Origin of the sequence: Desulforapulum autotrophicum HRM2 (assembly GCF_000020365.1) — a bacterium.
Taxonomy (GTDB): Bacteria; Desulfobacterota; Desulfobacteria; order Desulfobacterales; family Desulfobacteraceae; genus Desulforapulum; species Desulforapulum autotrophicum.
Genome location: NC_012108.1, coordinates 909,395 through 930,603, shown reverse-complemented (window position 1 = coordinate 930,603; position 21,209 = coordinate 909,395). Strand labels below are relative to the sequence as shown.

The following is a 21,209-nucleotide window of genomic DNA, read 5'->3' as shown; positions in this document are numbered from 1 at the left end:
CTGCCCTGTATCATCGTGTTTCATATTTCGTTGTGTCCGATAGGACATGTGGGTTTATAAAAAAAATTAAATTATTCAAAACGGTCTTAATCGCTGTATAAATCCATATCTGGAAAATACTTTTCTGCACACCCAGGACAGATCCCATGGCTGAACTCAACATCAGAACGTTTTCGTACGTATTCTTCAATCCCCTGCCAGGCACCATGGTCATCCCTGATTTTTTTGCAGTATGAACAGATGGGTAAAATGCCTTGAAGTTTTTTAACCTCGGACAGCGCCGCCCTCAGATCAAAAACCGTAGAATTAAGTTTCGACCGGGATTCAATGAAATCCTTTTCCGCCCGTTTACTGTTCATCATTAAAAAAATCAGGTTCTGCCCAACTTCGCTGATCAAGCCGAACTCAAAATGGATTGAGGACCAGATGCCAGCATCAAGAATATGTTCCTGATCATTAATCTGCCATAGAATGGCCCAGGTCAATAAGGTTAAGCCCCGGGCAGCAATAAAAATGCCGGCCGAATAATAGAGCAGCTTGTTTTCAGGCGGTGAGTACCGAACCAGATTCCATGAAATCAAAACAGACAAGAGAAAAAGGACATTACTGAGAATAAAGGTTCTGATTTCAATGCGGTCATCGGCAAAATAAAAAAACATGGCGGCAAGCGCAACCAGGATCGGGAGGGTGTAGAACAATCTATTTAAAGATTTTTCCACAAGGAAGCGTTTAATGGCATCCAGGCGAATCACCGCAACCAGGGAAAAAAAACCGTTCACGGCAAAAATGCTTAATCCAAGGGGAATCGTTCCACGCAGAAATATCGCCATAAAGCCCAATGTCATGATCAAAGGACTAAGTGCCCATAACCGGAATCCACGGTAGGTCGTTTGATCCTGGCTGTATATGAGAAATGCGATACAGAGAAATACGCTGACAAGCATATTCGACAGCATCAATGTCTTGATGTCAATCATAATTGTCTTCGGCTCTTCTTCAAAGATTCCCAGGCATACAGAAACACGCCCATCCAGATGCACGTAAAGGTGATCAGGTTATGCCGGGTAAATGATTCTTTGTAAACAAAGACCCCCAGCATAAAAGCAATGGAAGGGGCAAGGTATTGCAGGATACCGAGGGTGGATAAGTTGAGTCTTTTGGCTGATTCTGCAAACCAGAGCAATGGCAGACTGGTAACGACACCGGCCCCGATCATCCAGAGGGTCAGTCCAGGATCTTTCAGGAAAAAGCTGTTCATGGTGACCTGCTTGAAAATGATATATGCCAGGGCCGGAACTAACAGAACCATGGTTTCGATCAAAAGACCAGGCAGGGGGGCAGCCTGTATCTTTTTGCGGGCATAGCCATAAAAGGCAAACGAAACAGCCAGGGCCAGGGCAAACAGGGGCAGATCCCCATAGGCTGAAAGCGAGTAAACAACCCCTGCCAGGGCAAAAAAAACAGCAATATATTGAAGGCGGCTGAACCGTTCACCCAGCAGAAAAAACCCGATCAATACGTTGATCATGGGATTGATATAATACCCAAGACTGGTTTCCACTACCCGGCCCGAATTAACCGCCCAGATATAGACAAACCAGTTTGTCCCGATGATAAGACCGCTTAAAACAAGAGCTCTAAGTTTTGCGGGTGTTCTTGCGATACCGGCAACTTCCCCCCATCTTTTCTGCAGGGAGATGATGATGCCAAGAAAGATACATGACCAGACAATTCGATGGCAGAGAATTTCAAAAGGAGTAACCGCCTGCATCTGTTTCCAGTAGGCGGGCAGAAATCCCCATGACGTAAAAGCCGCCAGACCGAACAGGATTCCGCAAATTGGTTGAGTCATGTTGTTTCCCAGATAAAAAATCAATAATCATAACATTCTCAAATTTATTTGCAAGAAAGAATCAAATTAATTGCGTTTTTTGTTTAAATTGGCAGTGTTGCCCTATTTACACAACCCTCCAATCCCAGCAAATGTATCCTTTTGAAAACAAGTTCTGAATGTGGCTTTTCCCCAACGTTGCCCCTGGGAAATCAGTTCCAGAAACTGTTCTCCCTTTGATATCATCAGCAACCCTAAATTTAAATTCTGTTTAAGCCGTAAGATGTAACCGAACAGCCCATGCCTTAAAATGATGAGTCTCACACCGGGGAGGTTTTTTCCGGGAGCCCTTCAACTTTGACAATTACCAGGGTAATATCATCTTCGGGTTTTGTACCGCTCATAAACTGATTCAATTCAACGTAGACCTGATTGAGAATGTCGTCCGCAGACTCCCCAGCATACTTTCGAATCGTGTCACGCAACCGCTTTTTTCCAAACATCTGCCCGTTGGTATTGATCGCCTCCCAGATACCGTCGGTTCCAATGGCAATGATCTGACCATTGTTCAGATCGTTTTTCTGATGTGAGATATACCTAAAACCGTCGATGACACCAAGGGCAAGCCCACTTCCTTTTAACTCCTCAAACTCACCCGTGGACGGTGTGTAGATAAGTGCAGGATCATGCCCGGCGCGAACCCAGTTTAACTCCCGTTTGTCCGGGTCAATGGACAGATAAAACAAGGTCATGAATTTACCTGAATCAAGGATATCCCCCACCAGGTGATTGTTCATTTCAGATATAATCTCGGAGATGGTTCCGGGCTGTGCAGCCCGCATTCTGAGAAAGGCTCTGGCCGTTGTCATCAAGAGAGCCGATTCAACACCGTGACCTGAAATATCACCGACAACAATACTGAAGGCATTCCTGCTGGAATCGTGTCTCCAGAGAAAATCAAAATAATCCCCCCCGATTTCGTCACATGACACATTCCGACCGGCAATATCAAGCCCCCTGACATGGGGTTTTTTACTGGGGAGCAGGCTTTTCTGAACCTCACCTGCAAGTATCAGCGCTTTTTTATGCTCGGTCATATCCGTGCAAAAGGCCACATTTCCGATAATTGTTCCCTGGTCATCCCTTAAGGTGTTACCGTGGGCCAGGATCGGAATCCGACGACCGTCCTTAGCGATGAAATGACTTTCATGCTGACGATGTTCCCGCATAAAAAGGGTTTCCTTGTTGGCCAGAATATACCCCCTGGAGGTATCCGGCATCAGATCAAGGGGGGTTTTGCCGATCAACTCCTTCTTTGTGTACCCGACCATCCGGCAATAGGCCTCATTTACATCGACAATTTGAAGATTTTCATCCATCAACAGAAACCCCTCCGCTGCTGTCTCGACAATGCGGCGAAATTTTTCTTCACTTTTTCGTAATTTTTCTTCTGCTGATTTTCGAACGGTAATGTCTATTAAAATTCCCTGATTATAAATTTTAGTGCCCGATTTATCTCGAACTACTGAAGTTTGATCGTAAACCCATCGTATCTCACCGGATTTTGTGACCAGGCGGTACTGCTGGCTGTATTCTTCCAGATCTGCCTTTTGAAAACGGAGTACCTCTTCTCTAACGCGATCCCTATCGTCCCTGTATATAATATCCCTGAATTTTAACTTCCCGTTGATAAATTCTTCAGGTGCATATCCAAAGTTACGAAGGTTAACAGAGATGTAATCCATCTGAAAAGTATCACCGGCTTTGCGCCGAAAGAGGATGACCGGGCTACGATCAACGATCAATTGCGCCAGGCCCAGTTCCTTAACCGCAGCATGGTGGTCGGCACATTCCCGGGCAAGATCTTGATCGCGCTGTTCAAGGCGTGACTGCAACAACCGGCACTGGTCCTCAACCCTGTTCAATTGTTCTTTTAATGCATCAACCCCCAGCGCTTTGACCCTGTATCTTTGCAATTCAACGAGCAGTTCATCCCGTGTTTTGCTTGAATCTGTCTGCATCAACTTCCTTCCCCACGGCACCATGGCCTTAAAAAAATGTAAAGGCCGGGAACTCCACCCGACCTTAAACAGGAACAACCTTTTGTAACAGATGAACATCCCCAGTTACTGATTCTGGGCGGCAAATTGATGTTCAGTTCCCATGGGGACAGGGAATGCCGTTCATCTCTGGGAAAAAGGGGTGACCCCATCGGTATTGTCACCCCCGGGAAAACCATTATGACAGCTTGTAATCATTCCCAAACTGCTCAAGCCTTGCCCCCAGAACCTCAAATTCATCCTTTCCAACCTGGGACATGCACACCCGCATTCCCTCATAGTCACTACCCGTCCCCGAAAGGGCAATGGCGCTGATGCCATAGTATAAAAGACGCTCCACAAGTTCTGCACCCGTCATCCCCGGAAAACAGACGGTAAAATAAAAGCCGTCGCCAAGGGGGTCATCCAGATCCCTGCTGTATACGATTTCAAAGCCTGCTTTTTTAAACAGCGCCTTGATGGCAACCGCCCTTTCGCCATACACACGGACACTATCCACAAAGTTAAAGTCACCGTCATTGGCGGCCTTGAGCATTGCAGCAAGGCCGTACTGGGCGGAATGGGAGGTCCCCGAAGAAAAGGAATAAAGAATCTTGTAAATCAGGGTATAGCCAAATTTATCATTGCCAAACCGTGTTTTCAGACGGGAATAGCGACCTTCGTACACATCCGGAGATATGGCAAGCAGCCCGACCCGTTGGCCCGCATAGCTGAACGCCTTGGAGCTTGAGATCAGCAGGATATAATTTTTGGTATACTTTGCAATGGTAGGTTGAAAGGGCGCCTTTCCCGGTATGGAAAGATCCTTTCTGAAATCCATGGCAAAGTAGGCCAGATCCTCGATGACAATGACCCCATATTTATCGGCAATCTTTGCAATGATTTTAAGCTCATCATCGTTAAGGCAGATCCATGAAGGGTTGTTGGGATTGGAGTAGATGATTCCCGCAATATTGCCCCGGGAACAATAGGCTTCAAGCTTTGCTTCAAGCTTGTCCCCCCTGTGATTGTAGACATCAAAGGCCTCATACTTCTGGCCCAGCACATCCAGCTGCTGTTTTTGAACCGGAAATCCTGGATCAAGAAAAAGAAGGGTATCTTTTTGAGCATCCATGTTTCCAAGAATCATGAAGGTTGCATACCCTCCCTGCATGGACCCCACCGTTGGAATGCAGCAGGCTTCAGGCAGATCCACATCCATGAACATCTTGATAAATCGGGACGCTTCCTTCTTGAGGGGCAGAATCCCTTCAAGCATGGGATATTTTGAGGCCACGCCGTTTTTAAGGGCCTCAATCTCTCCATTTATACCGACTTCCGGGGGGGCAAGCCCTGGGACGCCCATTTCCATGCGAATATATCTTTGACCCGATGCCTGCTGAATTTCATTGGCAACTTTAACGATCTCGCGAATGGTCCCATTACCAATAGATGGGACCCCGGTTGCTTGAATTTTTTCCTTAACGACATTAAAATCAATGGGAGTAATCTGGTTCTTAAAATCCGTTAACATGACGAAAATAACCCTTTGCATAAACAATAGTTTTCCCAGATCCATTCAGATCAGGGGGACATGGCCAATACTTGACCACTTACTACTACTTTTTGTCGGTGTGGGCAATTTTTTATTCAGGGTCAAAGCTTGTGCTCCCCCTGATCCGGCGGCGGCACATCACCCAATGATGCTGTGTGGACCCTGTGAGCGACGATTTCCATTCAGAAAAGATGCCGTCTGGATCTTGGATTAATTTCGACGATGTTTTTTCATAAACTCAGGCTCAGTCACGACATGGATAAGGGTTCCCATGGTTCCGGTTGTAATTCCGTTTGTACCGGTGGCAATGATTTTATGATCGCCAAAGGAGAGACGAACAGACAGTGATTTCCCTGTCCCGAGATTACCGTTAATGCTGCTTGTCCAAATGATATCATCGGAGAAATCACCGTTCAGGGACAGGGCACTGCCCTCAAGTTGGATGGGAAAATCAGAGGGATAAAAATATTGGCCGTATCGGGGTGTCCGAATAAATACCTGCGTTGACGTATCTTTTTCTATCCCCTCTTTTTTTAAAAAATTCATATGCGCTTCCAAATTAATCTTTGGAATGAAGTCCAGCTTTTTTTCCAGGTGTAATCTGCGAATCTCTCGTTTAATTTCAGGTAAATCTTTGTAATCTGATTTCCCATGGTCACTAAACACCTTTATAACCTTTATGACCTGGTCATATTCCCCTTCCTGATATAATTTTTTCATCTGTTTATACTGCTCTTCAATCGTGGCAACAAATTCTGCCTTTCTTTTTTCTTGTTCAATTTGCTCTGCGTGTTTTTTTATGGATTCAGACCGCAGATCACCGACAAATTTAAATATCAGACCCGCTAAAACCATAAAGAATACAACAAGCATCAGGGCGATCTGAATGGAATATTTAACTTTACCGGAAATCATATTTTACGCGTCCTCCCGCTTTTAGGCTGATGTCTTTTGACCTTGTTTTATGAAACTCCCTTCATAGCATAATATAGGAGGTCTCCCTTGACAACGCCTTTCCACAGTTTATTTATTGTCATGTCAATGGTTTGCTTGTCAACAATGAATAGCCTGCCCACGGGATGAAGGGACGGCCCAGGAGATCCATGAATAATAATTTTAGACCAGCCCCATCCCCTGCTTACCCCCTTGCCATGATTCACAGGATGCATGACACCCTGTACCAGAACCCCATACTGGGAAACAGCTTGGAGGCGGGGCATGGAAAACAAAACTGAACAATCCCTTTCTCCGGGTCTCACGATCTTTGTAGTGTCGGCAGTACAATTTCTAGCCCCCTTTATGATGTCCGCCGTGGGGGTAGCCCTGCCCGCCATCGGCCAAGAGTTTTCCGCAGGAGCTGTTGGGCTGGGCCTTGTGGAAATGGTCTACATCCTGGCCGTGGCCCTTATCATGCTGCCGGCCGGCCGGATAGCCGACATTCATGGCCGCAAAAAAGTGTTTGTGGCCGGTGCCATCCTCTTGACTCTTGCCACGCTTCTCCTGGGTCTTTCCCCCACCATCCAGATCTTTATCCTCTTCCGCTTTCTCCAGGGGGCAGGAGCTGCCATGGTTACAGCCACCAGCGTGGCCATCCTCTCCTCGGTTATCCCTCCGGGCAAGCGTGGCAGAGCCATGGGCATTGTTGTGGCGGCCGTTTATGCAGGACTCTCGGCCGGCCCCACTCTGGCAGGATTCATGGTAACCTACATGGGGTGGCGGTGGATCTTTTTTTCGGCCCTGCCCATGGAAATTGCCGCCCTGATCCTCACCCTCACCCGCCTTAAGGGGGAGTGGAAGGGAGCGGAGGGCAAGTCATTTGACTGGGTTGGCAGCCTCATCTACATGGCCGCCCTCTTTGCCGTGATCTTCGGCGTCACCCACCTTAAGGATGGCAGTGCATATACCAGGCTTCTCGCCGGTGGGATTGCAGGGATGATCTTTTTTGTCGCCTGGGAATCGAAGATCACCTCCCCCATTCTGAACGTGAAGCTCATCTTTAATAACCGGGTCTTTGCCATGAGCAACGCCGCAACCCTCATCAATTATGCGGCCTCGTTTGGCGTTACCTTTTTCTTCAGTCTTTACCTCCAGCAGGTCAAGGGATTCTCTGCCCAGACCGCAGGGTTTATTCTCATTGTACAGCCCCTTCTCCAGGCCTTTTTATCACCCATCTCTGGAAAATTTGCAGACATTTTTCCACCGGCCCGCATCGCCACCTTTGGCATGGGGCTCTGCGCAGTGGCCCTGGCCATGTGCACCACTATCCAGGTGGAGACCCCCATCTACCAGATACTGATCATTCTCTCACTTCTGGGCATCGGTTTTGCCTTTTTCTCTTCCCCCAACATGACCACAGTCATGGGCAGTGTTGACCCCAAAGACTACGGCATCGCCTCCAGCCTCATCGCCACCATGCGCACGGTGGGGATGCTCACCGCCATGACCGTTATCACCATAATTCTCACCATTTTCATGGATGACGCTCCGGTAACGCCCGACACTGCAAAGGCATTTGTAAATGCCATGGGCACAGGTTTTTCCATCTTCTGCGGCCTGTCCATCCTGGGCATCCTATGTTCCATGGGGCGTATGGATAAAAAAAAGACCGCCAGTATCAAGTGCAATTCAAAGAACAGGGGATAGACAATTGGGGGCCAGGCCCGGACCTGTCGCCAGGACAAAGCATAACATTTTTTGCTTGATCTCAAAATCGGTTTCATATATTACTATAAAAAAAATAGGATATGGTTTTTATATTTCATAATTGGCCAAAATGGCCAATTAGAGCAGATAAAAACAATAGAAGTTATGCAATAGGCAAAAGCCATCCAGACTTGTATCTGGATGGCTTTTTTTATTTTTGGGGAAGGAAAAAATGATTACTTTCAAAAAAAGATGCATGCCTGAACCCAGGTTACTTTTACCCAGACTACTGGTAATAGATAACTATGATTCCTTTACGTATAATTTAGTCCAGATGTTTATGCACTATAACCTTGCCATTAAGGTCCATAGAAGCGATAAAATTTCAATCAAGGGGGCGATACAATTTGATCCCGACTATATACTGATCAGTCCCGGCCCAAAAGACCCGGCCCACTCAGGCATTTCAATCCCCCTGATTAAAACCTTTTACCAAAAAATTCCTGTACTGGGGGTTTGCCTGGGAATGCAATGCATCAATGAAGCTTTTGGAGGGACAACTCCACGGGCACCCATCCCCATGCATGGAAAAACCAGCAGCGTCCATCATAATAACCAAGGTATATTCAAAGGAATGCCTTGCCCCTTTGTCGCTGCCCGTTACCATTCATTAATGATTAAACCGCCAGAACCAACGAGCCTCACCATCACCGCCCAAAGTGCAGACGGCGTAATCATGGGAATTTCCCACCCCCATCTGCCCCTTTCCGGTCTTCAATTTCATCCAGAAAGTTTTCTGACTGAAAACGGTTTTTTACTTATAGAAAATTTTCTCAAACAGGGAGCTCTTGATAATTCATTGAGTCGTGAACAGTATGCTGCAGGATAAAATAAAAAACATGGCCGGTCAGATCCACGGCGTTCATATTGAAAATATTCATTTAACCGAATCTTTCATTGATTTTTCCGCCCGGTTTGCCTCCATGGAAGGCAGTGTCATTTTGTTGAGCGGCGGCGAACTTGACAGCGCACGATACCATATACTCGGCGCAAAACCATGGTTGAGTTTTTTGGGCCGGAACCGTAGCATGGAGATTACAATCAAAGACCAACGCCTTTGTTTTGAAGACAACCCCTTTGATACACTTCGCATGTTATTGGATACTTTCAGCCTTGGAGAGTACCAGAAAAGTGCCAAACTTCCAGAACCAGTTTCAGCCGGACTTTTTGGATACTTTTCCTATGACCTCAAAGACCACCTGGAAAAACTGCCAAAAACATCCGTAGATGACCTGGGTCTTCCCCATATCCGTCTTTTTGCACCGTCGATAATCGTTGTTCATGACAAAAAAAACGCCATCACGCGTCTTTGCATCCCTAAACGTATACTTTCCGGTCAAAGCACCCTGGATGATGACCTTGATTTTTTTAAACGTATTATGGATTCAAAGCCACCGCAAAAAGGAACTTTCTGTGGTGACCAAAGGGGGTTTAAATCCAACTTTTCAAAGAAAGATTACCTGGAATCACTTGTTAAAATCAAGGAGTACATTGCATCCGGCCATGTTTATCAGGTCAATATGTCCCAACGCTTTGAAATGGATTTCAAAGGCGACACCTTCAATCTTTTTGCGACCCTTTACCATGCCAATCCAGCGCCTTTTTTTGCATATATAAATGCCGGTGACCACCAGATTGTTTCAACTTCTCCTGAAAGGTTTGTTCAACGAATCGGAAAATACGTTGAAACCCGGCCGATCAAGGGAACAAAACCCAGGGGAAAAACCCGGGCAGAAGATCAAAAACTCAAAACACAACTAGCTCAAAGCAAAAAAGATGATGCTGAACTTTCAATGATTGTCGATCTTTTACGCAACGATATTGGAAAAGTCTGCAAAGGCGGTTCAGTGAGGGTTTCAGAACACAAAAGACTGGAAGCCTATAAAAATGTTTACCATCTGGTATCTGTTGTTGAAGGTATTCTGGACAAAAATTATGACTCCGTGGACCTTATTACCGCCACTTTTCCAGGAGGGTCCATTACCGGTTGTCCAAAAATCAGGTCCATGGAAATCATCGACGAACTTGAACCCGGCAGACGGCATATTTATACAGGATCCATAGGGTATGTAGGCTTCCATGACACCATTGATCTTTCCATCGTCATTCGAACCCTAACCATATACAACGGCAAAATTATCTTTTCTGCAGGCGGGGGTATTGTATTTGATTCCGATCCCTCCAATGAGTTTGATGAAACCCTGCACAAGGGCCGAACATTGATGGAGGTCTTCCAGGACAAAGGGGAAAAAACCGTTAATAGAAAGGTTGTCTGGCTGAACGGTACAATAAAACCCGTGGACCAGGCCACAGTTCCCATTACCGACCTGGGACTTCAGTACGGCTATGGTTTTTTTGAAACCATCAGGGTTGATAGGGGAAAGCCCCGACACCTCAAAGAACATTTAAAACGATTTGATACAACCTGGAACCATTTTTTCTGCAAGGCCCCCCCTGATCTCAGCTGGGATAAAATTATAAATCAGGTATTAGTCCAGAACAAACTGACATCAGAAACAGCCGCCGTAAAAATTCTTGCCACACAGGGAAACAGGGATTCAGCCCCATTTAATCATACGCTTCTTGTTACCGCCAGACCGTACACCCACCGCCTGGAAGAAAAGAACCAACAGGGATTACATCTTTTAACCTATCCGAATCCGCGTTTAACCCCCCTTGCAGACTACAAAACTCTCAATTATTTATACTATTTCCTGGCCGGAAAATGGGCCAAGGGCCAAGGGGCCGATGAAGCATTGATCATGAATCCGGATAATACCGTTTCTGAAACAAATACGGCCAATATTCTACTGATCAAAGACAAGGCCGTAATAAGACCTGTTTCTAAACATGTGCTGCCGGGGATCATGGAAGCGGCAGTATGTGAATTCCTTGCCCAATGGGGTTATAAAATTGAAAATAAGCCCCTTAAACCGAAAGAACTTTATTCAGCAGACCAAGTCCTTATCACAAATTCACTGATGGGGGCCGTACCCATACTCAGTCTGGATAGAACCATGCTGGCAAAACCTTTTGATCTGTGTCAAAAAATCAACACCACTGTTCTTGACCTTGATGTATCGGCATCGCCGCCTTTAACCATAAAAGATGGAAGCTGAATGCAACAGCCAGGAAGGTTCCAGGCCTTCCTGGCTTGCTTTGCCCTTGCCCATGGGGAATCAATCTATGATATTTGCGTCATCTCATTAGTTAATTTAACCATGTTTTTTGTCCTCTTTTTTTAAAAGATATTTTCATGGATGAAATCCTTTATTTCCCTTCTTTTAGGAGAGCTGCCTTTTTGGTCGGGATAACCTGCAGGTATCAGACTTACCAGTTCATACCCCCCAGGCAGGCCCAATATGTCAGCGGCCTTATCATGATCAAACCAGCCCACAACGACTGTTCCCAGACCAAGGGCGTGGGCTGCGTTGCATTGATAATTAATTTTATAGACAACAGGTCTAATATTCTGGTTATGAAAAAAGATACAAAGCAAAAATTAATTCAGGCCGGTATAGAGGCCATGCAGGAAAAAAGTTATCATTCTGTTGGTATTAAAGAGATCCTTGATTCCGTTGGCGTACCCAAGGGGTCTTTTTATTATTATTTTAAATCAAAAGAAGATTTCGGGATTGCAGTAATAGATGAGTTTGCACGTCAACATGCTGCAACCATTCGGTTTTTTCTTGAAGACAGGTCAAAAACGCCATTGGAGCGATTAAAAGATAGTTTTGTATCATGCCTCTCTTTTTACCCTGAAAAAGAATGCGGAAGCGGTTGCCTTGTTGCAAAACTGAACCATGAAGTGATGAATCACAGCCCTGATATGAGTGCTGCAATACGTAATGCGTTTGATATGTGGCAGGCCCTGTATGCAAGGATGATAAGGGAAGCTCAGAATGCAGGAGAAATTGATCCTGGTGTTGACCCTGAAGAACTTGCCGCCTTTATTCAGAATTCATGGGAAGGTGCGGTTATGATGATGCAGGACCATAAGAACTATGGTCCTGTCAAAAACAATATTAAGTTTATATTTGACAGACTCCTCAATAGACTTTCCTGGAATTAAACTCCCGCCTTAATTTCATGTGTTTATATTTTAAACTATTAAATAATGCCTACTCCGAAAGTAGAGTGAATAACAGCCGTGCCCCATCCTTCTTTTAGGGTTAACTTTTAATCCCTGATTTCCCCGCGGCAGCAAAACGTCCAGACACGCACATTTTCTTTGCCGGGTGTTGTATTATCGAATTTTTCTATCCTGTTCATAGAACTTATAAAAACTAACAATTTGCGATAACAAGCCAGTACCGGGTATAGATAATGTGCCTTTTGATGCAACGCAGAAGACGAGCTGAAAGAAAAGCTATATTGAGGAATTATTTATTTCTGAGTCCCTGACACTTCTGTGGATAAAACAAAACAAGGAGCAATCTATATGAAAGCGAGGATAGGCTGCTGGGTCTCTAAGATCGCATTGAGAGCCGGCAGCATAAAAACAGCAAATGATCCTGCTGCTTATAGGCTGAATTTCTCGTATGATGGGAGGTATCTGTGATTGATTATATCCATATTAATTCAAAGATTTTAAAACTGCTTGATGAAGCCAACGAACTAGAAAATGTAAATGCCTTTGCCGCAAAAAAGGCGGATGCTATCATCAATGCCCTGCTCATGGGAGTTAAACCTGTCAGGGCTGGAAAACTTACCAGGAACGGCGATGCCAGGATCAAGAGGTGTTTAAAGTACGACCTGGGTCAGGGTTTTCGGCTTGTCTGTGTTAAAGATGGACGGGATTTCTATGTTTTGTTCACAGGCAGCCACGACAGTTGCGACACATGGATGGATAAACACCGGAATCTAAAACTCTCCGGGATAATGGATGTCATGGAGAGCTTAAAAGTCAGACCTCAAAAGGATAGTCTGTCTGAAACGGCTTATTGTACAAAAACAGATGATAAGGACGATTACGACGATTACGACGATTTTTTTGAACGACAAATTCCCCAGAAGGTTTTAAGAACAGTATTTCAGGGGCTTGTAAATTCATAATGATGGGGATAGGTTTGAAACCAGTCTCCAATCAGTTTTCCGGGCTTGATCCTACGATGTATCACATTTCTAATGATGATTGAGTCAAAAATAGATAAAAGAGGAGGACAATATGAAAAATGGAGAAAGGCTGGTGATTATCGGAGGCGGTGGAGGTGGATTCGCGACCGCCATGCGGGCCAAGGCACTCATGCCGAAAATCGACATTACGCTTGTGAGAAAGGAAAAACGATTTATCGTGCGGTGTTCGCTACCGTACGTGGTGTCTGGCCTCGTTACGGGGGAATCCATCGTCAATCCGGATAAAAAGTTCATCGACGCCGGCATCAATGTCATAGTCGATGAAGTAACACATGTGGACACAAAGCAGAAAAAAGTGCGTCTCTCCAACGCCCGGGAGATTCCCTACGACAAGCTGGTCATGGCCACAGGGGCCACCCCGGTGGTTCCCCCGATTGAGGGCAGCGATCTGGACGGTGTATTCACCTTTAGGAGCCTGTCCGACGCTGAAAAAATACTAGATTTCATGGAAAAGAAAAAACCCCGGAAAATGATTTTTATCGGGGCGGGATTCATAACCATGGAGCTTGCCTCCAATCTTCTGATCACTCCTTCAGAGCGCTATGAAATAACCATTGTTGAAATGCTGGAGCATCCCCTGCCGCTGATGCTGGACGCCGAGTTCGGTACAAAACTTCAGGAGTACCTGACCGAAAAGGGCCTGAAGATGAAGATGGGACATAGAGTGACAAAAATTCTCGGTCGGGATCAAGCGGTTTCTGCGGTTGTACTTGAAAACAATGAGCAGCTGGAGGCGGATTTGATCGTTCTGAATGTCGGGGTGAAGGCGAATCTTGAGCTGGCGAAACAGATAGGGCTGGAAACGGGTGCCTATGGTATAAAGACGAACGAGTACATGGAAACCTCCGAGCCTGACATTTTTGCCCTGGGTGACTGCGCAGAGAAAAAGCATTTCATTACCGGAAAGCCCGTTCCCGGTGTACTTCGCGGCCCCGCCATAATCGCAGGGCGCCACGTTGCCAAAAAACTGGCAGGGTATGATGTGCCATTCCCGGGGGTGCTTGACAATGCTGTAGTGAGATTGTTCGATAAAAGCATCGGGTTCACGGGACTCACCGAGACGCGGGCCAGGGAAGAGGGCTACGACCCTGTGTGCGCCACGGTGGAATCAAGGAGCAAGCACATGATGATGCCAGGGATGAAGCCCTGGACGATAAAACTCGTGTTCGACAGGAAGAGCAAAAAACTGCTCGGTGGCCAGATACTGAGCGATTCCGAAGCGCCGGTAAAAGAGATAGACACCGTCAACGCCCTCATCCTGGGCGGAAAAACAGTTTACGATCTCTGCTCAATAATGTGCGCCGGCCAGCCGGATCTGTCTTCGGAGCCGAGTGCAGAGCCGATCAGCATTGCTGCGGAGCAAGTGCTCGTGAAGATGTGAGATTTCAATGATTTGCACATTCACAATGATGGAAATAGGTTTGCAACCTGTTTCCAATCAGTTTTCCGGGCTTGATCCTAAGATGAAACACATTTCCAATGATGAATGTCATATTCGATGAACAAGTACATGAAACCTCCGAGCCTGACATTTCCCCAAATGGTCACGAATCACATCCCTGGTTTGTCCCAGTCTCTTTGCGATCCGGTCCTGGGGGAGACCAAGGCGATTCATTCGAAAGATCTTAATATTCATGTCCAGCTGGTTGGGTTGCGGCACGAAGATCTGTCAAATAGGTGTCCACAGTCTGCTTCGAACGCCCAATGGCCTTTCCGATTTTGCCAGAGCTGAGATCGGGATTTCGGGTATAGGCACGTCTGGCAGTATCCCTTGCGTCATCTTCCGTCTGCTTTTGCGGAACCAATGACTTTTTCAGCAACAGACAACCGTAGATCCGTCCCGTTCAGTTGCGTTATGACGATAGCCTCGACCTCAGCTGCCCCGTTGCCTTATAAGCGCTCCATCAGTGGGCCCCATCAAACAGGAGGTAGACAACTGGCGTGTCGAGAACAGCCTCCATTTCAACCGGGTCAAATAAAAAGCCATCCCGGATATTTTTGGCAAACATCCCCACACGCCTGTGATCAACTCCCTTTCTCGGATAGATCTCTTCATCAAGGATAATTTAGAACTGAGAAGGAAATTGATATTGAAAGTATCTAAAAATTGTATCCACCAATGAATTACAGATGGATTGGTACGTATTTTTAAAATGAATTCTTCGATGGAAATCAATTGCTCAAAACATTTTAATAGGCAAGAGACAATTTTAGGATCGTTCTTAAACACGCGCTTGTTTTGGGACTAACATATTTTAAAAATCACTCTCTGAACATGAACTACTAATTGACAATTAATATTCTAATAGATTAAATAAATCTGAACAAATAAACAGGGAAATAATATGAGCTAATTGTTATTTAGGTTGATCTCGATTATAGTGATAATCAAAAGTTTGGATCGGATACGAAATTTGAAGATGAAGGTTGAAGATGAAAAAAAAAATACTTGTTACCGGTGGGGCAGGATTTATCGGCTCTCATTTATGTATGAAATTATTAGAAATGAATAATGAAGTTATCTGCATGGATAATTTCATAACTGGTAATATAAATAATATCAATGTATTACTAAAGAATCCTCACTTTGAGATTATCAGGCATGATGTTACAATTCCATTGGATTTGGATATTGATGAGATTTATAATCTTGCCTGTCCGGCTTCTCCTGTAAGTTACCAAGAAGATCCAGTTCAAACAATTAAAACCTGCGTTACAGGTGCAATAAATATGTTGGAGCTTGCTAATAAACTGAAGATTAAAATACTTCAGGCTTCTACAAGTGAAGTTTATGGGGATCCGGAGATTCATCCCCAGGTAGAAGAATACTGGGGTAGAGTCAATCCAATTGGCATAAGATCCTGTTATGATGAAGGGAAAAGGTGCGCTGAAACTCTTTTTTTTGATTATCACCGACAGAATAATCTAAAGATAAAAGTTGCCCGGATATTCAATACTTACGGTCCTTTTATGCAGCCAGATGATGGGCGAGTTGTAAGCAATTTCATAATCCAGGCCTTGAAGAAAGATAATCTGACAATTTTTGGAGATGGCAATCATACCCGTAGTTTCTGCTATGTGGAGGATCTTGTAGAAGGATTGACCAGTCTAATGAATAGTCCTAATGACTTTACCGGACCTGTCAATCTTGGCAATAATAATGAAACTACCATTATAGAATTAGCTGAATTGATAATTAAATTATCCGGATCAACATCAGGTATTGTATTCAAAGTATTACCTCTGGATGATCCGCAGATCAGGTGTCCAAATATTGTTAAGGCTGAAAAAATACTAGGTTGGAAAGCTCAAATTAGCCTGGAAGAAGGTCTTCTGAAAACGATTGATTATTTTAGAAACTTGTTAAATAGTGATTTACAAACAAGTTTCAATGGAGCTTGATAAGATTGTACTCTTCAATTTGGGATAGGCTGCATTCAGCGATTCTCGAGTGTATGATACTTTAAAAAAAGCTTATAATTATGTTCTACCCAGTTTTCATTGAATACAAATTGCTCATTTGAGAAGTAGAATTTATAGTCTAATTCAGACTCTGCTTTAGATCTAAACGTCTCATTTCTTTCTTTTACAATTGGGATCGATTTGCACATGAGCGCTTCATAAAAGCGCATGCTCCAGAAATTGTCTCCTGCAGGACACAATGTGAATTTACTCGCAGCCATTTTCCTGAAATAATTGTCATCGAAAGAGTTTCGAATTTTCACGGGATGTTCTTTAGGAACGAAACCTACGTTACGAAGAGTATAGTCAAAACTTCCCATGTTTTGATAGTTTTTTTTAGTAATCTTATCTGTGAATTGAAGATAAGAGGATTCGTTAAAATTGAATTTAATGAAATCTAATATCCAACTTCTATTTTTTTGTGTCTTTTCATCAGTTTTAAAACCACCGATGAAACAGAAATCGATTGTTTTATTATGATCAAATTGCTCAATTGCTTTGTAGAAGCGTTTGGGATATAGGGCAAAATCCTGACAGATAGGATTCTTCAATAGACAAGATAGGAAATGCCGGAAATAGTTTTTCTCTCTCTTTGCTTCATGGTACCACATTGATAGTTTTGGAGAAAAGTTGTAATATGTATTCATTCTGACTCCTATCATTTTATCTTTTCTGCTATCCAATAAAATGGTATTCCAACATCTTCTGGAACAACTTAACACGAAACTTATCTTTCTATTATTACTCAATAAAAATGATAATGTAAACAACTTGTCAAGCGGTATGAGTCTAATCCTGAAACTCGATTATCAAATTTTTAGTTGCTCAAGAGTGGCATCACTGCCACTCAAAACCCGGGGGATCTTCCCACGGCTGAGCATTTAAAACACAAGATCGTTCAACTTTTCATGGCGTCATCTATTAAAACAACCCTCTGAACAAAAATTAATCCATACCCATATGTTAAGATGCGAATACTCTAACGCCTACCCCCCAAATCGTTCGCAAAATACTATAACGCTATGATTAGGGCAGCCCGCCGCAAATACCCCGCCAAATAGAAAATAAATCATACCCCGCTTACCCCGCCGCTTTTACGACAAAATCAATTTTTAGGGCTATATTTTCATCCAGATTTAAATTTGGAGAAAATATAATGGCAAAAAGTTCAAGTGGAAAACGCCCCTGCTGTATTTGCCGCAAATGGTTTAAGCCGGATGTCCGCCAAAAAGGACGACAGACAACATGTGGAAGGTCTGCCTGCAAAACTGAACAGCACCGAAGAAACTGTCAAAAATGGAACAAAAAAAACGGTGAATATTTTAAAAATAACTATCTGGGTAAAAAATTAGAAAAGATTGAGGAAGAATCTTCTAAGGAATTTAAATCCAGCATACCTCCCCATGAACACCCCCCGCCCAACTGCCTGGCAAAGCCCGTATTGCCATATGAAATTTTAGAAAACGAGTATGGAACAAGAAATATGATCGTCATCCAATATGTAGCTTGGCAGATTCTGAATCAGTCATACGATTCAAAAACTGCGTTCAGATAGGGGGGGGGTGTTTATGGATAAAAACCTCGACTAATCGAATCGGAGTTTCAAGACGCATCATAGACTTAACCAACTGTAATTCATTGATATCCCAACAAAGTAATCGACTTAGGGTTTTAAGACGCATCATTAACCTAAACCTCTGTAAATAAAGGAGATACGAACAGACTAATACATAAGGGTGTTTAAGACACAACAGACAAGGATGGGGCTATTATAGTAGTTTAAAAATAGGATTTTTACACCTTGCCTTGAGCTTAAGGCAAAGTGCCTTGATAACCCCGACAAATGTGAGGACTCATGCCAAAAAAATTTTCATCCCAAGAGTTGTTTGAATTAAGAAATTTTATCCCTGTGGAGATGTTGATAAGGGAGCAACTGGAAATGCCATCAAAAATCAGTGAAGGCTTTTTCCGTTTTCTGTGCCCGATCTGTAATGAATTCCAGACAGCCATAAACCCAGCCACCAACCTGGCCCGGTGCTTTCGATGTGAAAAAAACTTCAACACCATCGATCTTGTGATGACTGTTCAGAGAATCGGGTTTAAAGAGAGCGTTCTGTTCTTAAAACGCCTGATGGTCAAAGTTCCGAATCAGAACAAAGATGCCAGACAGGGGTTGCAAAATTTTATCGGAGGCATCGGCCAGACCATGCCGGGAGGATTAGGATAATGGAACAGGATCGGTTGACCCGTCTGGAGAATCTTATTGCCCGTAATCAGAGTCATTTCCATGAAATAGGCAAAGCTCTGAAAGAGATAAAAGATACCCGGCTGTATAAACTCAATCTTTTCAGTAGTTTTGAAACTTATGCCAGAGTGCGCTGGGATATGGGCAGAGCCCAAGCTTATCGCCTGATAGAATCCTATAAGGTTATCAACAATCTGTCTCCAATTGGAGACATTCTTCCCAACAATGAATCCCAGGTGCGCCCCCTGGCCCCATTGGATCCCATCGAACAGCGTAAAATATGGAAGGCATTTTTAAAAACCGCCATGGAGATAACCGCACCAAACATCAAACAGTTCATTGATTCCGCAAAAGAAAACGACACCGGCAGTAAAGACGAACCTGTGGATTTAACCGATCAGGTCAGCAAAGCCTATATGGATGCTGTCCAGGCAATGCTTGACCAGGTTCGACTGGCCCAACAGGATCACTGGCAAAAGACATCTCGCCAGGCTGGGCTATTGTGGAACCGGGTCATTCGGGAAAAAATATTGACAAGGGAGAACGGCAATGGACACGGATAACCTGAAGGTCATACCTACTCTGACGCTTGATGACCGTTTCAATCTTTTGCTCCATAAAAAGATCATGAACAAAAAAGGCTCGGCCAAACGAGCAAGTAAAAAATATTACAAAGATCAATATCAAAAAACCGGCATTATTCCGGGGCCACTCCTACTTGTGGAAAAGAAGGTCATGGAGGGCCGCAAGTGCAGTGGACGTCCCCGTTCTTTCTCCGAACAGGTCCGCAGACGTTTTATAGAAATGGTAAAAGAGTCGTGTGATCCGTCAAGCCAACGGTTCATCTTTATTACCCATAAGGCAAGAACCATTAAAAATTATCACCACTGGCTTGAGAAAGAGTTCAAAAAGAGGATCTCCATCCATGCCCTCAGGCACTGTGTTTACCGTGAAAACCTCAAATCATATTTGAATAAACCAGATTTCGAGGACGATATTCCGGTCAAAAATAGTTTTAAACCAGAACCGGTGTTTGATCTGATCCAGATGGATGGCTGTATTTTTAGATATTTTAAGATCAGAAACGACAAGGGTCATTGGCAAAAGCCCCAGGTCATAGAATTTTATGATACGGGCTCTCGTTATATGTTTGTCCTGGATGCGTATTTTTCCGAAAGCAGTTGGAACTCCGTGAACCTGTTCACCAAATTTTTACTGGATAGGCCATTTCCCCAAAAAAAGATTCGTATCCGGCCGGATAATGCCAAGGGCTTTTTAAATCTTAAGCGCCCCATCAACGACTTGAATTTGAAACATTCCACCCCGAACGGGTTTTATATGGAACCTGATTTCTCAAGGATCCATGCTCCCAAGGATAAGGCTCACCTGGAATCATCCCACCGCAGCCTTCATAATTTTGAAATCCGAATCATCAAGGCGTTTGAAAAAAGGATCGTAAAGACAGAGCCCGGGTACATCTTCAAAAAAGGAAAACAAGAAAAAATCACCGTTACCCTCCTTGATATAAATTTGGATGAGTTAAAAACAAGCTCACTTATGGAGAAATATCGCCATGAACACAACTGTACACGCCACTATTTCTCTGAAAAAGGAAAAGTCAGTGCCTGGGTGCCGGATAAAAAGCTCACAGACTTTTTTAAAACATTTACCAGCACACTGACCTTTTGTACTGATCAGGTCAAGGAGCACATGAAATATGGATTTAGAAAAACAAAAGCCACGGTATCAAAGCAGAAGACCATCAGATTTGAAAATCAGGATTACTATGTGACCATGGGTGTAGACAAGTTCAGCTCCCATAAAAGTACACCCGTTCAGATATCCAGATACAATGACAAGCTTTTCCTTTTTGAGCCCAGGGAGGATGGTATTTTTTGGGGAGAAGCCCTTGCCCGAAAGCCCTTTGAAAAGCCGTTAAAAGTATTGACCATATTGCCGGACAAAAATGAGCTGGATCAGATCATCGCCTTTTTGGAGCACAACAGCATGGTCGTCGATCGGCCCCTCCTGATTAAAAATTATAAAAAAGGTCTTTCCATGCCCATGGCAAAGCAAATCCTTCAGCATAACCAGAAAAGATACACCACCTATATAAAAAAGATGCAGCAACCCACGAATATAAAAGGGGCAGTGCTGTTCAATGCTTTTATTCTCGATTGTGAAAGCCATTATCGAAGAATCCATGTGGCACCGTATGCGTTTTCTGGAGAAATATGA

Annotated in this window: 19 protein-coding genes; 12 read left to right on the top strand and 7 right to left on the bottom strand. The window is 44.1% G+C overall.

Translation table 11 applies throughout. The features are described 5' to 3' along the window. Positions 1 to 86: 86 nt before the first annotated feature. From HRM2_RS24955 to HRM2_RS03985, 5 genes are all read right to left on the bottom strand, one after another. Positions 87 to 830, bottom strand: coding sequence for a hypothetical protein (locus HRM2_RS24955; protein ID WP_232364190.1), 744 nt, complete (start codon positions 828 to 830; stop codon positions 87 to 89). A 143-nt stretch (positions 831 to 973) separates the two neighbouring features. Beyond that, positions 974 to 1,852 (bottom strand): EamA family transporter RarD, encoded by an 879-nt coding sequence (gene rarD, locus HRM2_RS04000; protein WP_012663169.1) that lies wholly within the window; start codon positions 1,850 to 1,852, stop codon positions 974 to 976. 299 nt (positions 1,853 to 2,151) lie between these two features. Beyond that, entirely contained in the window at positions 2,152 to 3,852 is a 1,701-nt protein-coding gene (locus HRM2_RS03995) for a SpoIIE family protein phosphatase (protein WP_012663167.1), read from the bottom strand. A 217-nt stretch (positions 3,853 to 4,069) separates the two neighbouring features. Continuing rightward, positions 4,070 to 5,404, bottom strand: a complete 1,335-nt coding sequence (locus HRM2_RS03990) for an aminotransferase class I/II-fold pyridoxal phosphate-dependent enzyme (protein WP_012663166.1) — start codon at positions 5,402 to 5,404, stop codon at positions 4,070 to 4,072. A 231-nt stretch (positions 5,405 to 5,635) separates the two neighbouring features. After that, entirely contained in the window at positions 5,636 to 6,298 is a 663-nt protein-coding gene (locus HRM2_RS03985; protein ID WP_232364189.1) for a hypothetical protein, read from the bottom strand. Between the two features lie 230 nt (positions 6,299 to 6,528). On the opposite strand from HRM2_RS03985, the gene HRM2_RS28045 reads away from it, so the two are divergent. The 4 genes from HRM2_RS28045 (at position 6,529) to pabB (ending at position 11,247) form a co-directional block, all read left to right on the top strand. After that, positions 6,529 to 6,660, top strand: coding sequence for a hypothetical protein (locus tag HRM2_RS28045; protein WP_269719609.1), 132 nt, complete (start codon positions 6,529 to 6,531; stop codon positions 6,658 to 6,660). Continuing rightward, the gene (locus HRM2_RS03975) at positions 6,644 to 8,068 is read left to right on the top strand and encodes an MFS transporter (RefSeq protein ID WP_012663164.1); all 1,425 of its coding nucleotides are present in this window, start codon (positions 6,644 to 6,646) and stop codon (positions 8,066 to 8,068) included. Before HRM2_RS28045 ends, HRM2_RS03975 begins: the two co-directional genes overlap by 17 nt. A 232-nt stretch (positions 8,069 to 8,300) precedes the next feature. Then, complete coding sequence (locus tag HRM2_RS03970; RefSeq protein ID WP_012663163.1) at positions 8,301 to 8,957, top strand: anthranilate synthase component II; 657 nt, start codon at positions 8,301 to 8,303, stop codon at positions 8,955 to 8,957. Further along, the gene (gene pabB, locus HRM2_RS03965; protein ID WP_012663162.1) at positions 8,944 to 11,247 is read left to right on the top strand and encodes an aminodeoxychorismate synthase component I; all 2,304 of its coding nucleotides are present in this window, start codon (positions 8,944 to 8,946) and stop codon (positions 11,245 to 11,247) included. Before HRM2_RS03970 ends, pabB begins: the two co-directional genes overlap by 14 nt. Positions 11,248 to 11,369: 122 nt before the next feature. On the opposite strand, the gene HRM2_RS28270 is transcribed toward pabB, so the two are convergent. Further along, positions 11,370 to 11,627, bottom strand: a complete 258-nt coding sequence (locus HRM2_RS28270) for a nitroreductase family protein (RefSeq protein WP_083776511.1) — start codon at positions 11,625 to 11,627, stop codon at positions 11,370 to 11,372. On the opposite strand from HRM2_RS28270, the gene HRM2_RS03960 reads away from it, so the two are divergent. The 4 genes from HRM2_RS03960 (at position 11,607) to HRM2_RS03940 (ending at position 16,666) form a co-directional block, all read left to right on the top strand. After that, positions 11,607 to 12,200, top strand: a complete 594-nt coding sequence (locus HRM2_RS03960; protein WP_187149329.1) for a TetR/AcrR family transcriptional regulator — start codon at positions 11,607 to 11,609, stop codon at positions 12,198 to 12,200. The two genes, HRM2_RS28270 and HRM2_RS03960, sit on opposite strands and share 21 nt — an antisense overlap. Positions 12,201 to 12,685: 485 nt before the next feature. Next, entirely contained in the window at positions 12,686 to 13,183 is a 498-nt protein-coding gene (locus HRM2_RS03955; RefSeq protein WP_012663160.1) for a hypothetical protein, read from the top strand. A gap of 112 nt (positions 13,184 to 13,295) precedes the next feature. Beyond that, entirely contained in the window at positions 13,296 to 14,645 is a 1,350-nt protein-coding gene (locus HRM2_RS03950) for an FAD-dependent oxidoreductase (protein WP_012663159.1), read from the top strand. A 1,052-nt stretch (positions 14,646 to 15,697) separates the two neighbouring features. Next, on the top strand, positions 15,698 to 16,666 hold the full coding sequence (locus HRM2_RS03940; protein ID WP_012663157.1) for a UDP-glucuronic acid decarboxylase family protein: 969 nt from the start codon (positions 15,698 to 15,700) through the stop codon (positions 16,664 to 16,666). Between the two features lie 35 nt (positions 16,667 to 16,701). Here the strand turns inward: HRM2_RS03940 and HRM2_RS03935 are convergent, their stop codons facing one another. Then, positions 16,702 to 17,373 (bottom strand): exostosin domain-containing protein, encoded by a 672-nt coding sequence (locus HRM2_RS03935; RefSeq protein ID WP_041273036.1) that lies wholly within the window; start codon positions 17,371 to 17,373, stop codon positions 16,702 to 16,704. A 509-nt stretch (positions 17,374 to 17,882) separates the two neighbouring features. Here HRM2_RS03935 and HRM2_RS03930 point away from each other — a divergent pair. The 4 genes from HRM2_RS03930 (at position 17,883) to HRM2_RS03915 (ending at position 21,209) form a co-directional block, all read left to right on the top strand. Beyond that, positions 17,883 to 18,281 carry a hypothetical protein gene (locus HRM2_RS03930; protein WP_012663014.1) on the top strand — a complete coding sequence of 133 codons (399 nt, stop codon included), beginning with the start codon at positions 17,883 to 17,885 and terminating at the stop codon, positions 18,279 to 18,281. Positions 18,282 to 18,581: 300 nt separating this feature from the next. Next, positions 18,582 to 18,953 carry a CHC2 zinc finger domain-containing protein gene (locus tag HRM2_RS03925; RefSeq protein ID WP_012663013.1) on the top strand — a complete coding sequence of 124 codons (372 nt, stop codon included), beginning with the start codon at positions 18,582 to 18,584 and terminating at the stop codon, positions 18,951 to 18,953. After that, a complete protein-coding gene (locus HRM2_RS03920; protein WP_012663155.1) occupies positions 18,953 to 19,534 on the top strand; it encodes a hypothetical protein in 582 nt (193 codons plus the stop codon). Before HRM2_RS03925 ends, HRM2_RS03920 begins: the two co-directional genes overlap by 1 nt. After that, entirely contained in the window at positions 19,521 to 21,209 is a 1,689-nt protein-coding gene (locus tag HRM2_RS03915) for an integrase (protein WP_012663098.1), read from the top strand. Before HRM2_RS03920 ends, HRM2_RS03915 begins: the two co-directional genes overlap by 14 nt.

Coding starts and splice junctions, on each gene's coding strand:
- HRM2_RS24955 (WP_232364190.1), bottom strand. CDS start 830: ATGGCGATATTTCTGCGTGGAACGATTCCCCTTGGATTAAGCATTTTT.
- rarD (WP_012663169.1), bottom strand. CDS start 1,852: ATGACTCAACCAATTTGCGGAATCCTGTTCGGTCTGGCGGCTTTTACG.
- HRM2_RS03995 (WP_012663167.1), bottom strand. CDS start 3,852: ATGCAGACAGATTCAAGCAAAACACGGGATGAACTGCTCGTTGAATTG.
- HRM2_RS03990 (WP_012663166.1), bottom strand. CDS start 5,404: ATGTTAACGGATTTTAAGAACCAGATTACTCCCATTGATTTTAATGTC.
- HRM2_RS03985 (WP_232364189.1), bottom strand. CDS start 6,298: ATGCTTGTTGTATTCTTTATGGTTTTAGCGGGTCTGATATTTAAATTT.
- HRM2_RS28045 (WP_269719609.1), top strand. CDS start 6,529: ATGAATAATAATTTTAGACCAGCCCCATCCCCTGCTTACCCCCTTGCC.
- HRM2_RS03975 (WP_012663164.1), top strand. CDS start 6,644: ATGGAAAACAAAACTGAACAATCCCTTTCTCCGGGTCTCACGATCTTT.
- HRM2_RS03970 (WP_012663163.1), top strand. CDS start 8,301: ATGATTACTTTCAAAAAAAGATGCATGCCTGAACCCAGGTTACTTTTA.
- pabB (WP_012663162.1), top strand. CDS start 8,944: ATGCTGCAGGATAAAATAAAAAACATGGCCGGTCAGATCCACGGCGTT.
- HRM2_RS03960 (WP_187149329.1), top strand. CDS start 11,607: ATGAAAAAAGATACAAAGCAAAAATTAATTCAGGCCGGTATAGAGGCC.
- HRM2_RS03950 (WP_012663159.1), top strand. CDS start 13,296: ATGAAAAATGGAGAAAGGCTGGTGATTATCGGAGGCGGTGGAGGTGGA.
- HRM2_RS03940 (WP_012663157.1), top strand. CDS start 15,698: ATGAAAAAAAAAATACTTGTTACCGGTGGGGCAGGATTTATCGGCTCT.
- HRM2_RS03935 (WP_041273036.1), bottom strand. CDS start 17,373: ATGAATACATATTACAACTTTTCTCCAAAACTATCAATGTGGTACCAT.
- HRM2_RS03930 (WP_012663014.1), top strand. CDS start 17,883: ATGGCAAAAAGTTCAAGTGGAAAACGCCCCTGCTGTATTTGCCGCAAA.
- HRM2_RS03925 (WP_012663013.1), top strand. CDS start 18,582: ATGCCAAAAAAATTTTCATCCCAAGAGTTGTTTGAATTAAGAAATTTT.
- HRM2_RS03920 (WP_012663155.1), top strand. CDS start 18,953: ATGGAACAGGATCGGTTGACCCGTCTGGAGAATCTTATTGCCCGTAAT.
- HRM2_RS03915 (WP_012663098.1), top strand. CDS start 19,521: ATGGACACGGATAACCTGAAGGTCATACCTACTCTGACGCTTGATGAC.